This window comes from Vagococcus sp. WN89Y, assembly GCF_052220145.1.
Taxonomy (GTDB): Bacteria; Pseudomonadota; Gammaproteobacteria; order Enterobacterales; family Enterobacteriaceae; genus Kosakonia.
In genome coordinates, this window is the sequence record NZ_JBQPOM010000069.1 from 34,860 (window position 1) to 47,297 (window position 12,438).

A 12,438-nucleotide genomic window follows, 5' to 3' on the forward strand; every position below is an offset into this window, starting at 1 on the left:
CGCCCGCAAGTGGGCATAAAAAAGTGTGTATTAAGGCATTGTAATGAAGCAACAATCCTGGCTGTTAAACCTGAGCCTGCTGCGCACGCACCCGGCTTATCGCGCGGTCTTTCTGGCGCGTTTTATCTCCATCCTCGCGCTCGGTTTACTGGGCGTTGCCGTGCCGGTACAAATTCAGACGCTGACACAATCGAGCTGGCCGGTGGGGCTTGCCGTGACGCTTACCGGCGGGTCGATGTTTATCGGCCTGATGATTGGCGGCGTACTGGCGGACAGGTTTGAGCGTAAAAAACTGATTTTACTGGCGCGCTCCACCTGTGGCGTCGGGTTTATCGGTCTGTGTCTTAATGCGCTGCTTCCCACCCCGTCGCTGGCGACGATTTATCTTTTGGGCATTTGGGACGGTTTCTTTGGTGCGCTGGGCGTGACGGCGCTTCTGGCGGCGACGCCTGCGCTGGTCGGGCGGGAAAATTTGATGCAGGCCGGAGCGATAACCATGCTGACCGTGCGCCTGGGCTCGGTGATTTCCCCGATGTGCGGCGGCCTGCTGTTGGCGACCGGCGGCGTGGTGTGGAACTACGGCCTCGCGGCAACGGGCACCTTTATTACCTTGCTGCCTCTGCTGAGCTTGCCCACCTTGCCACCGCCGCCACAGCCGCGCGAGCACCCGCTGAAATCGCTGCTGGCCGCGCTGCAATTTTTACTGCGTAACCCATTGATAGGCGGTATTGCGCTGCTTGGCGGATTGCTGACGATGGCGAGCGCCGTGCGCGTGCTCTACCCGGCGCTGGCGACCGGCTGGCAGATGTCGCCCGCCGGGATTGGCCTGCTGTATGCAGCGCTGCCTTTGGGCGCCGCCATCGGCGCGCTAACCAGCGGTCGGCTGGCGCACAGCGAGCGGCCAGGCGTGGTGATGCTGGCAACCACGCTTGGGGCGTTTCTCGCAATCGGTCTGTTCAGTTTGATGCCGGTCTGGCAGCTGGGCGCGCTGTTTCTGGCGCTCTGCGGCTGGCTGAGCGCGGTGAGTTCGCTTTTACAATATACGTTGCTGCAAACCCAGACGCCGGAAGCGATGCTCGGGCGCATTAACGGTTTATGGACGGCGCAGAACGTGACCGGAGATGCCATCGGCGCGGCGCTGCTTGGCGCGATGGGCTCAATGATTACGCCTGCTGCGTCGGCCAGTATCAGCGGCTTCGCGCTGGTGATAATTGGCGTGCTGCTGGTGATGGTGCTGGGAGAGCTGCGGCGTTTTCGCCAAACGCCGCCAGAGAGCGAACTAACCAAACAGCGCGGTTAAGCGTTGCAGCACGCGGGTGGCGCTGTAGTAATCCAGGCGGAACGTCTCCGCGCCCAGCGCATAAACACGCTTTTGTTGCACCGCCGGGATATGCGCAAGCAGAGGATTCGCCGCCAGCGCATCCGCCTCTTTCTGCGAGCTGGCAAACAAGAACAGCGCCTCGCCGTTCAATCCGGCAGCCAGATTTTCACCGCCTAACTGCACGATATCGTGACGTTTGCCCTGGCTCTGGCTGCCCTGTAACCCGGCAGGCAGCGAAGCAAGGGCGAAACCCAACTGCTCCATCAATTGCCCCTGGGCGGAGTCTTTTGTCCACAGATTCGCGTTATGCGCCGCCGGGTTGTAAACCAGCGCGCTGACCGGCTGAGGCGGCAACGTCATGCGCGCTTTCGCTGCCGCGAGCTTTTGATTGAACTCGGTGATACGCGCGGCGGCCTGCTGCTCGTGGCCGGTTATCTCGCCAAGCTGGGTCAGCAGCGCTTGCCAGCTTTTATCGTCGTAGTTAATCACCAGCGTCGGCGCGATGGTCGAGAGCTGATCGTAGAGCGCGAGGGCAGAATCACCGCCGGTAGCGCTTATCAGGATCAAATCCGGCATCTGCGCGGCGACCGCTTCGGCATTGGGTTCGCCGATATAAAGGCGCGCCACGTTACGTTGTTTTGCAATATCGCCCCACTGGCGCAAAAAACCCTGCGCGTCGGCGAAACGGTTGTTCGGCGTGGTCGCGCCGCTCGCCACCACGGGCGCATCAATCGCCAGCAGTGAACCGGTGAGGGTGACGCTGGTAGAGACAATACGCTGCGGTTTGCTGTCGAGCTGGTGGGTTCCGTGGCTGTCCGTCACCTGGCGCGGCCAGCCTTCAGCGGCGGCTGAGGTTAATCCGCAAGTGAAAAAGCACAGTAACAATAAGGACTTGCAGAAGAAAACAGGTAATCTCACGTGGCACATCCTGTATTTAAACGTAAAGTTAATGCGTATCATTTTCAGTGTTGAATGAAGCAGATGCAAGCATTTGCCCTACAGAGAAAGATTCTGCTGTTGACAGAGCCGGTCATAACTTTTTATCTTATCGGACTTAAAATGCAAATGATAATAATTATTAGTTAACTTAGCGTTGTTGGAGGAGAGATGGATACCGAACTGGCAGAGGATATTAAGCGCTCAGCTAACACACTGAACGCTGAACAGTTTTTCTTTATGTCGCCGTACCGCAGTTTTACCACAACAGGCTGTTTTGCCCGCTTCTCTGAGCCGGCCAGCGGCGGCGAGGCGCAGGCGAGCCGCTTCCAGCAAAAACTGGCGCAGGCCTTTGCCGATGCCAAAGCCTCTGGCATCGCCAACCCGGTGATGGTGGGCGCTATCCCCTTCGATACGACGCAGCCGTCCGCTCTGTTTATCCCGCAACGCATAGAAAGCTTCTCCCGCCCGGACAAACAGCGCTCAGCCCGTTACCACGCGGGCGCCGCGATGCCTGCCGTGACGTCGCAAACGGCTATCCCTGAGCAGGATACCTTTATGCAGATGGTGGAGCGCGCGGTGGCAAAAACCGCGACGCCGGAGGTGGATAAAGTCGTCCTTTCGCGCCTGATTGATATCAATACGCAAAGCCGTATCGACAGCGGCGCGCTGCTGGAGCGGTTGATTGCGCAAAACCCGGCCAGTTTTAACTTCCACGTGCCGCTACCGGATGGCGGCGTGCTGCTGGGCGCCAGCCCGGAACTGCTGGTGCGCAAAGAGGGGGCGCATTTTAGCTCGCTGCCGCTGGCGGGGTCTGCGCGTCGTCAGCCAGACGACATGCTCGATCGCGAAGCAGGCAACAAGCTGCTGGCGTCAGAAAAAGACCGCCACGAGCATGAACTGGTCACGCAGGCGATGAAAGCCGTGCTCGCACCGCGCAGCCGTTCGCTGACGCTGCCGGACTCGCCGCAACTGGTCAGCACGCCGACCCTCTGGCACCTGGCCACGCCTATTGAGGGCGTTGCGCGTGACGAAGAGAATGCCCTGACGCTTGCCTGCCTGCTGCATCCTACGCCTGCGCTGAGCGGTTTCCCGCATCAGGCGGCGAAAAAACTGATTGCGGAACTGGAGCCGTTCGACAGGGAACTGTTCGGCGGCATCGTTGGCTGGTGCGATGCCGAGGGCAACGGCGAATGGGTGGTCACTATCCGCTGCGCTCGTCTTTATGAGCGCACGGTGCGCCTGTTCGCCGGGGCAGGGATTGTTCCGGCTTCTTCGCCGCTTTCTGAGTGGCGCGAAACCGGCGTCAAACTGACCACCATGCTGAACGTGTTTGGCCTGCATTAAGGAGCAAAAATGTCCATTCCTTTTACCCGCTGGCCGGATGAGTTCGCCAGACGCTACCGTGAAAAAGGTTACTGGCAGGATTTGCCGCTGATCGAGATGTTGACGCGCCACGCGCAGAGCAACGCGGTCGCGGTGATTGACGGCGAGCGGGAGTTCACTTACCAGGCGCTTAATCAGGCCGTTGATAACCTGGCGAGTGCATTACAGGCGCAAGGGGTTCGCCACGGGGAGACGGCGCTGGTGCAGCTTGGCAACGTGGCGGAGTTTTACATCACGCTGTTTGCGCTGTTAAAAATCGGCGTCGCGCCGGTGAACGCCCTGTTCAGCCATCAGCGTAGCGAACTCAATGCATACGCTTCGCAGATAAAACCGGCGCTGCTGATAGCCGATCGCCAGCACGCGTTATTTGCTGACGATACCTTTGTGAATGATTTTGTGGCGCAGCACCGCTCGCTGCGGGTGGTGTTGCTGCGCGGCGAGAGCAGCGAGCATGGGCTGGAAGCGGCGATTGCCCGCCCGGCGCAGGCGCTGCTCGCAACGCCGACCCCGGCGGATGAAGTGGCGTTCTTCCAGCTCTCCGGCGGCAGCACCGGCACGCCGAAACTCATTCCGCGCACGCATAATGATTACTACTACAGCATTTTGCGCAGCAATGAGATTTGTGGCTTCAATGCACAAACCCGCTACCTGTGCGCCCTGCCTGCGGCGCATAACTACCCGATGAGTTCACCTGGCGCGCTGGGCGTCTTTCTGGCCGAAGGCTGCGTTGTTTTGGCCGCCGATCCCAGCGCGAGCCTTTGTTTTGCACTGATTGAAAAGCATCGCATCAACGTGACCGCGCTGGTGCCGCCTGCCGTAAGCCTGTGGTTGCAGGCGATAAACGAGTGGGGCAGCAACGCGCAGCTCGCGTCGCTCAAACTGTTGCAGGTTGGCGGCGCGCGTTTATCGGCAACGCTTGCAGCACGTATTCCGGCTGAGATCGGCTGCCAGCTGCAGCAAGTGTTCGGCATGGCCGAAGGGCTGGTGAACTACACCCGTCTGGATGACAGCGACGCGCGTATTTTTCATACCCAGGGGCGTCCGATGTGCCCGGACGATGAAGTCTGGGTGGCCGATGAGCAGGGCAACCCGCTGCCACCAGGGCAGGTCGGGCGGTTGATGACGCGCGGCCCTTATACCTTCCGTGGATATTTTAATAGCCCGGAACACAACGCCAGCGCCTTTGATAAGAACGGTTTTTACTGCTCCGGGGATCTGATTTCGATTGATGAGCAGGGCTATATCACCGTGCAGGGGCGTGAAAAAGATCAGATCAACCGTGGCGGCGAGAAAATTGCCGCCGAAGAGATAGAAAACCTGCTCCTGCGCCATGAGGCAGTGATTCATGCGGCTTTGGTCAGTATGGAAGATGAGCTGCTCGGCGAGAAAAGCTGCGCGTATCTGGTGGTAAAAGCGCCGGTGCGGGCGGTGGCCATCCGGCGTTTTCTGCGCGAGCAAGGCGTGGCGGAGTACAAACTGCCGGATCGGGTCGAATGCCTGGACGCACTGCCGCTAACGCCGGTGGGCAAGGTCGATAAAAAACAATTACGCCAGTGGCTGGCACAGCGCGCCAGCGCGTAACGAGGAGAGAACATGGCAATCCCTAAATTGCAGGGCTACGCGCTGCCGACAGCGGCGGATATCCCGGAAAATAAAGTCAGCTGGGCGTTCGAGCCTCAGCGTGCCGCGCTGTTGATTCATGATATGCAGGAGTATTTCATCAACTTCTGGGGTGATAACTGCCCGATGATGCAGCAGGTGGTGGCGAATATCGCCGCGCTGCGTGACTTCTGCAAGCAGCATAGTATTCCGGTCTATTACACCGCGCAGCCGAAAGAGCAGAGCGATGAAGACCGGGCGCTGCTCAATGATATGTGGGGGCCGGGACTGACCCGCTCGCCGGAGCAGCAAAAAATTGTGGCGGAGCTGGCGCCAGACGAGGCCGATACGGTGCTGGTGAAGTGGCGCTACAGCGCGTTTCACCGCTCGCCATTAGAGCAAATGCTCAAAGAAACGGGCCGTGACCAGCTGATTATCACCGGTGTGTACGCCCATATCGGCTGCATGACCACCGCCACCGATGCATTCATGCGCGATATCAAACCTTTTATGGTGGCCGATGCGCTGGCTGACTTTAGCCGCGAGGAGCATCTGATGTCGCTGAAATACGTCGCCGGTCGCTCCGGTCGCGTGCTGCTGACCCAGGCGTTGTTGCCGGTGCCGGGCAGTAAAGCGGCGCTGCGTGCGCTTATCCTGCCGCTGCTGGACGAGTCTGACGAGCCGCTGGACGACGAAAACCTGATTGATTACGGTCTGGATTCGGTGCGCATGATGGCGCTGGCCGCCCGCTGGCGCAAAGTCCACAGCGATATCGATTTTGTGATGCTGGCGAAGAACCCGACGATTGATGCCTGGTGGGCGCTACTTTCCCGCGAGGTGAAATAATGCCTGCGCTGGATTTTTCCGGGAAAATGGTGTGGGTCACCGGGGCCGGAAAGGGAATTGGCTACGCGACCGCGCGGGCATTTGCCGACACAGGCGCACGGGTGACCGGGCTGGATATCGCCTTTCCGGGCACGGATTACCCCTTTGCCTGTGAAACGCTGGATGTCGCCGAAGCCGGGCAGGTGGCGGCGGTTTGTGCGCACTTGCTGGCGCAAAACGAGCGGCTGGATGTGCTGGTCAATGCCGCTGGCATTTTGCATATGGGCGCGACGGATGCGTTGTCGCCGCAGGCGTGGCAGCGCACTTTTGCGGTGAATGTGGGCGGGGCGTTTAACTTTTTTCAGCAGACGATGGCGCAGTTTCGCCGCCAGCAGAGTGGGGCGATTGTAACCGTTGCCTCAGATGCGGCGCACACGCCGCGCATCGGGATGAGCGCGTATGGCGCGTCAAAAGCGGCGCTCAAAAGCCTGGCGCTGACCGTTGGTCTGGAGCTGGCAGCAAGCCATGTGCGGTGCAATATTGTCTCGCCAGGCTCCACCGACACGGATATGCAGCGCACGCTCTGGCAAAGTGATGATGCTGAACAGCAGCGTATCCGCGGGTTTAGCGAGCAGTTCAAGCTGGGTATTCCGCTGGGTAAAATCGCCCGGCCACAGGACGTGGCGAATACGATTTTGTTTCTGGCTTCTGATCTGGCAGGCCACATCACGTTACAGGATATCGTGGTGGATGGCGGCTCGACGCTGGGGGCATAAATGATCTGGAAACGTCATTTAACCCTTGATGAGCTAAACGCGACCAGCAGCGCCACGATGGTGGCGCATCTTGGCATTGTGTATACCCGCATCGGCGACGATACGCTGGAAGCTGAAATGCCGGTCGATGCCCGCACCCATCAGCCGTTTGGCCTGCTGCACGGCGGCGCATCGGCGGCGCTGGCGGAAACCCTCGGTTCTATGGCGGGGTATCTGATGACGCGCGACGGCCAGTGCGTGGTGGGCACCGAGCTGAACGCGTCGCATCATCGCCCGGTGGCGCAGGGTAAAGTGCGCGGCGTTTGTCAGCCGTTACATCTGAGCCGTCAGCAGCAAAGCTGGGAAATCGTCGTGTTTGACGAGCAGGGGCGGCGCTGCTGTACCTGCCGTCTGAGCACGGCGGTGCTGGGCTAATTCACCGCGCAATATCCCAGGGCAGCTAACGCTTTTGCCCTTTACCTGCCGCGCGACAGTGATCTCCTTAACACAATGGTGTAAATGCCCCGATGAAAGGCTGATTTCTCATGTTTCAAAGTTGTTAAAAATTGTGAATTGAGATAGAAACAAAATGTAACATTCTTCTGTCTCCACAACGGATAACCACTATGAACAACGCAGGGAAATACCTCATCTGGGCAATCCTCTCCCTCGTCGGAGCTTTTGCCCTCGGCTACATCGCGCTAAACCGTGGCGAGCAGATCAACGCACTGTGGATTGTGGTGGCGGCGGTCTGTGTCTACCTTATTGCTTACCGATTTTACGGCCTCTTTATCGCCAGAAAAGTGCTGCAGGTTGACCCGACGCGCATGACCCCGGCGGTGCGGCACAACGATGGCCTGGACTATGTGCCAACTGACAAAAAAGTGCTGTTCGGTCACCATTTTGCGGCGATTGCCGGGGCTGGCCCGCTGGTTGGCCCGGTGCTGGCCGCGCAGATGGGGTATCTGCCGGGCATGATCTGGATCCTCGCGGGCGTGGTGCTGGCGGGGGCGGTGCAGGATTTTATGGTGCTGTTTATCTCTACCCGCCGCGACGGGCGTTCGCTTGGGGAGATGGTGAAAGAGGAGATGGGGCCGACCGTGGGCGTGATTGCGCTGGTGGCGACCTTTATGATCATGGTGATTATCCTCGCAGTGCTGGCAATGATTGTCGTCAAAGCGCTGACCCACAGCCCGTGGGGAACTTACACCGTGGCCTTTACCATTCCGCTGGCGATTTTTATGGGGATCTATATTCGCTATCTGCGTCCAGGACGGATTGGCGAGGTCTCGGTTATCGGCCTTGTGATGCTGGTGTTTGCCATTATTTCCGGCGGCTGGGTCGCGGCCAGCCCGACCTGGGCACCGTTTTTTGATTTTACCGGCGTCCAGCTGACGTGGATGCTGGTGGGCTACGGTTTTGTGGCGGCCGTGCTGCCAGTGTGGTTGCTGCTGGCTCCCCGAGACTACCTGTCGACCTTCCTGAAAATCGGCACCATTATCGGTCTGGCGATTGGCATCCTGATTATGCGCCCGACGCTGACCATGCCTGCGTTGACCCGCTTTGTCGATGGTACCGGGCCGGTGTGGACGGGCGATCTGTTTCCGTTTCTCTTTATTACGATTGCCTGTGGCGCGGTGTCGGGCTTCCATGCGCTGATTTCGTCCGGCACCACGCCGAAGATGCTCGCCAGCGAAGGGCAGGCCTGCTTTATCGGCTACGGCGGCATGTTAATGGAATCATTTGTGGCGATTATGGCGCTGGTCTCCGCCTGTATTATCGACCCGGGCGTATACTTCGCCATGAACAGCCCGATGGCGGTACTCGCCCCGGCGGGCGCGGTGGATGTGGTGGCGTCGGCGGCGCAGGTGGTGAGCGGCTGGGGCTTTAGCGTGACGCCAGAAACCCTGACGCACATCGCTAACGAAGTGGGCGAGCAATCCATTATTTCGCGCGCGGGCGGCGCACCGACCCTTGCCGTGGGGATGGCCTACATTCTGCACGGCGCGCTCGGCGGGCTGATGGATGTCTCGTTCTGGTATCACTTCGCTATTTTGTTTGAGGCGCTGTTTATTTTGACGGCGGTGGATGCCGGGACGCGTGCGGCGCGCTTTATGTTGCAGGATCTGCTGGGGGTTATCTCACCGACGCTTAAACGTACTGAATCACTCCCGGCAAACCTGCTCGCCACCGCGCTGTGCGTGCTGGCGTGGGGCTACTTCCTGCATCAGGGCGTTGTCGATCCGTTGGGCGGTATCAACACCCTGTGGCCGCTGTTCGGCATCGCTAACCAGATGCTGGCAGGCATGGCGCTGATGCTCTGCGCGGTGGTGCTGTTTAAGATGAAGCGCCAGCGTTACGCATGGGTGGCGCTGGTGCCGACGGCCTGGCTGCTGGTGTGCACGCTGGTGGCGGGCTGGCAGAAGTCGTTCAGTCCGGATACCAAAGTCGGTTTCCTGGCTATCGCGAATAAATTCCAGGCGATGATCGACAGCGGTAATATTCCGGCGCAGTATACCCAGTCACAGCTGGCACAACTGGTGTTTAACAACCGTCTCGACGCAGGACTGACCATCTTCTTTATGGTGGTGGTTGTGGTGCTGGCGGGCTACTCGCTGAAAACCGCGCTGGCGGCGTTAAAAGACGAGAAACCCACGGCAAAAGAGACGCCGTATGAGCCGATGCCGGAAAACGTCGAGCAGATTGTTACCCAGGCAAAAGGCGCGCATTAATTGTTCTCCTCACCCTCTTTGTGGCGAGGGTGAGGAAATCCTAACGGGAGACACCATGTTTGATACCCTTTCGAAAGCCGGAAAGTATCTTGGTCAGGCGGCGAAAATGATGATTGGCGTGCCGGATTATGACAACTACGTTGAGCATGTACGCATTACGCATCCTGAGCAGACGCCGATGAGCTATGAGGAGTTTTTCCGCGAGCGGCAGGATGCTCGCTACGGTGGGAAAGGCGGCGCGCGCTGTTGCTGACGCGCCGTCTCAGCGTTCGAATCAGGCGTTTGCACCGCCATCGACCACAATATCCGCACCGGTTATCTGTTTTGCCGCCGGGCTTGCCAGGAACGCTACGGCTTCGGCGATATCCTGCGGCTCGCCATAGTGCCCAAGCGCAGTGAGTTGCCGCTGCGTTTCTGAATTCTCACCGTTGGCCGGGTTCATATCGCTGTCTGTCGAGCCGGGTTTCACCATATTCACCGTAATACCTCTGGCTCCCAGATCCCGCGCCAGCCCGCGCGTCAGCGAGTTCAGCGCCGACTTGGTCATGGAATAGATGGCGACCCCCTGTAATGGCACGCGGTCAGAAAGGCTGCTGCCGATATTGATAATCCGCCCGCCGTCTGGCAGGTATGCCAGCGCAGCCTGCGTGGCGTAGACCACGCCGCGAATGTTGACGTTAATTAATGCGTCGATCTGTTCTTGCGACATTTCTTCAAGCGATCCGCCGTAAGCAATGCCTGCGTTATTGACGAGGATATCCAGCCCTCCCAGCGCTTCGACCGCCTGGGTTACCGCCGCGCGAACCGCTTCTGGCCGGGCGCTGTCTGCCTGAATCGCAAGGCCATTACGACCAAGCGCCTGTATTTCGCCCGCAACGTCCCCGGCTTTTTGTGCTGATTTTTCAAAGGTGATAGCAACATCTGCGCCCGCGCGCGCCAGCGTCAGCGCGATAGCTTTACCCAGACCACGACTGGCACCGGTGACTAAGGCGCGTTTACCTGAAAGTGCATATGACATGATGGCTCCTGAATTATGTGTCGATTGATACACAATTAAAATAAACAGCCTTTCACCTGTCCGTCAATAGTATTAATATATCGATCAGCACAAAATGTATGGAGGCGAAACGATGGGACGCGGAAGACCACGTGAATTTGATCGCGTTGAAGCACTTAACAAGGCGATGGATCTCTTCTGGCGCAAGGGATATACCGCCACGTCAATGAGTGATTTGTACCAGGCGATGGGGATCAAATCTCCCAGCCTGTATGCGGCGTTTGGCAGCAAAGAAGATCTGTATGACGAAGTGCTGCAACATTACGAACAGTGTATCGCGCCGTTGATTTGGGGCGATATGGCCAGCGAAACCTCAGCAAAAGCGGCGGTGGCGCGTTGGCTGGAGCGCTCAGCGCAGACCTTAACGCGAAGCGATATACCAAACGGTTGTATGGTGACGCTCTCGGCGGTGGGCTGCGAAGGCAACGATCGACTGGGCAACCGGGTGCGCCAGCTTCGCGCCAGGGGCATTGATATGTTAAAAGCCACCCTGGCGCGGGGGCTTTCTCAAGGGGAGCTGCCCGCCGGAACCGATATCGACGCGCTGGCAAAACTCTATGCCAGCATCCAGCAGGGGATGTCGATTCAGGCGCGCGACGGGGCGAGCCGTGAAACGCTGCTTGCCATTGCGCGCATGGCGATGGCCCTGTGGCCCGCGTAACGCGTTGTCACACGCTCTGGCGCGACAGGGCTTCGACTTTTTCAAAGGCGCGGCGCAAGGTGTCGGCTGTCAGGGTGACCGGCAGATAATGGATAGACTCGACCGGGCGCAGGGTGTGCACAATCACCTTATCCAGCGCGACGCGGTCGTTGATATCCACCGCCAGCGCGGCAAGCGACGTGGGCAGGTTAAAGCGCTTAAAGGCGGCGATAAGCTCGGCAAGCACTGCGTCCTGGCCGAGCAGGGCGCTTTGTACCAGAATGCCGTACGCCACTTTGGTGCCATGCAGGAATTTATCCGTTTGCGCCAGTACCGTCAGGCCGTTATGCACCGCATGAGCTGCCGCCACGCGGGTATAGCGCTCGCCAAGACCGCCCACCATGCCGCCGCCGGCAATAATGGCGTCCACCACATCACGAAACGCCTGAGTAACCTCGCCGCGTTGTTGGTCTGCCAGCGCCTGCTCGCTGCTCGTTAATAACAGATCGCGAATGGCCAGCGCGCCGTTAATGCCCAGACGTACCGTCAGCGGTAAGTTTTCCGGCTGGGGTGCCAGCACGACCGCTTCGTACCATTTCGCCAGCGTGTCGCCAATACCCGCCAGCAGATACTCCGCCGGTGCGTTGAGGATTATCTGCGGCTCCACCAGCACCAGGAAGTTAGCGTCGTCAAAGATCTCAAAGTGTAACGCCTGGCCCTCGTCGTTATACCAGACCGAGAGCGGTGTCCAGGCCGCACAGGTGGCGGCGATAGTCGGGATAGCCACCACTGGCAGCGCAAGACGGCGCGCCACGGCTTTGACCGTATCCAGCAGCGCACCGCCGCCAATACCAATCACCACCGCTCCGTCGTCGCCCGCCTGGCGCACCAGTTCATTCACATCGCGCTCGCTACAGTGGCCTTTGAACAGGCAGTGTTTGGCTCCCGGCGCGTGAAAGGCCGCAGGCAAAAAGGCTTCGGCCCCGGCAAAAGCGCGCTCGCCATAAATCCACACCGCGCGGGAAAGCTGCTCCGGGGTGAAAAAATCCGCTATGCGCGCAAGGCTGCCCGCGTGTGAAAAGTAGTTGGCCGGGCCGGGTACGACGCGAATCTCTGTACTGCTCATAAGTTGTGTCCTTGTGGAGGAAGGCTAACCCGATGTTATGTCTGGACATCCGGATGGCTAA

The 12,438-nt window shown here is 59.2% G+C and carries 12 protein-coding genes; 9 read left to right on the top strand and 3 right to left on the bottom strand.

Features of this window, described 5'->3' with window-relative positions; all coding sequences use genetic code 11:
• The first annotated feature begins 43 nt into the window (after positions 1 to 43).
• Complete coding sequence (entS, locus tag ACTU3N_RS20240) at positions 44 to 1,300, top strand: enterobactin transporter EntS (RefSeq protein WP_443087930.1); 1,257 nt, start codon at positions 44 to 46, stop codon at positions 1,298 to 1,300.
• Here the strand turns inward: entS and fepB are convergent.
• The gene (gene fepB, locus ACTU3N_RS20245) at positions 1,280 to 2,239 is read right to left on the bottom strand and encodes a Fe2+-enterobactin ABC transporter substrate-binding protein (protein ID WP_443087931.1); all 960 of its coding nucleotides are present in this window, start codon (positions 2,237 to 2,239) and stop codon (positions 1,280 to 1,282) included. The genes entS and fepB overlap by 21 nt on opposite strands.
• Before the next feature lie 189 nt (positions 2,240 to 2,428).
• Here fepB and entC point away from each other — a divergent pair, with 189 nt between their 5' ends.
• The 7 genes from entC to ACTU3N_RS20280 all read left to right on the top strand — a co-directional run bounded on the left by entC (position 2,429) and on the right by ACTU3N_RS20280 (position 9,807).
• On the top strand, positions 2,429 to 3,604 hold the full coding sequence (gene entC / locus ACTU3N_RS20250) for an isochorismate synthase EntC (RefSeq protein ID WP_443087932.1): 1,176 nt from the start codon (positions 2,429 to 2,431) through the stop codon (positions 3,602 to 3,604).
• 9 nt (positions 3,605 to 3,613) lie between these two features.
• A complete protein-coding gene (gene entE / locus ACTU3N_RS20255; RefSeq protein ID WP_443087933.1) occupies positions 3,614 to 5,224 on the top strand; it encodes a (2,3-dihydroxybenzoyl)adenylate synthase EntE in 1,611 nt (536 codons plus the stop codon).
• Between the two features lie 12 nt (positions 5,225 to 5,236).
• A complete protein-coding gene (locus ACTU3N_RS20260; protein ID WP_443087934.1) occupies positions 5,237 to 6,088 on the top strand; it encodes an isochorismatase family protein in 852 nt (283 codons plus the stop codon).
• Complete coding sequence (gene entA, locus ACTU3N_RS20265) at positions 6,088 to 6,843, top strand: 2,3-dihydro-2,3-dihydroxybenzoate dehydrogenase EntA (RefSeq protein ID WP_443087935.1); 756 nt, start codon at positions 6,088 to 6,090, stop codon at positions 6,841 to 6,843. The genes ACTU3N_RS20260 and entA overlap by 1 nt, the downstream gene beginning before the upstream one ends.
• On the top strand, positions 6,844 to 7,257 hold the full coding sequence (gene entH / locus ACTU3N_RS20270) for a proofreading thioesterase EntH (RefSeq protein ID WP_443087936.1): 414 nt from the start codon (positions 6,844 to 6,846) through the stop codon (positions 7,255 to 7,257).
• A 191-nt stretch (positions 7,258 to 7,448) separates the two neighbouring features.
• On the top strand, positions 7,449 to 9,554 hold the full coding sequence (gene cstA / locus ACTU3N_RS20275; protein ID WP_443087937.1) for a pyruvate/proton symporter CstA: 2,106 nt from the start codon (positions 7,449 to 7,451) through the stop codon (positions 9,552 to 9,554).
• Positions 9,555 to 9,609: 55 nt separating this feature from the next.
• A complete protein-coding gene (locus ACTU3N_RS20280; protein WP_443087938.1) occupies positions 9,610 to 9,807 on the top strand; it encodes a YbdD/YjiX family protein in 198 nt (65 codons plus the stop codon).
• Between the two features lie 21 nt (positions 9,808 to 9,828).
• Here the strand turns inward: ACTU3N_RS20280 and ACTU3N_RS20285 are convergent, their stop codons facing one another.
• Positions 9,829 to 10,572 (bottom strand): SDR family NAD(P)-dependent oxidoreductase, encoded by a 744-nt coding sequence (locus ACTU3N_RS20285; protein WP_443087939.1) that lies wholly within the window; start codon positions 10,570 to 10,572, stop codon positions 9,829 to 9,831.
• 112 nt (positions 10,573 to 10,684) lie between these two features.
• On the opposite strand from ACTU3N_RS20285, the gene ACTU3N_RS20290 reads away from it, so the two are divergent.
• The gene (locus ACTU3N_RS20290; protein WP_443087940.1) at positions 10,685 to 11,272 is read left to right on the top strand and encodes a TetR/AcrR family transcriptional regulator; all 588 of its coding nucleotides are present in this window, start codon (positions 10,685 to 10,687) and stop codon (positions 11,270 to 11,272) included.
• Between the two features lie 7 nt (positions 11,273 to 11,279).
• On the opposite strand, the gene ACTU3N_RS20295 is transcribed toward ACTU3N_RS20290, so the two are convergent.
• A complete protein-coding gene (locus ACTU3N_RS20295; RefSeq protein WP_443087941.1) occupies positions 11,280 to 12,377 on the bottom strand; it encodes an oxidoreductase in 1,098 nt (365 codons plus the stop codon).
• Positions 12,378 to 12,438: the final 61 nt, after the last annotated feature.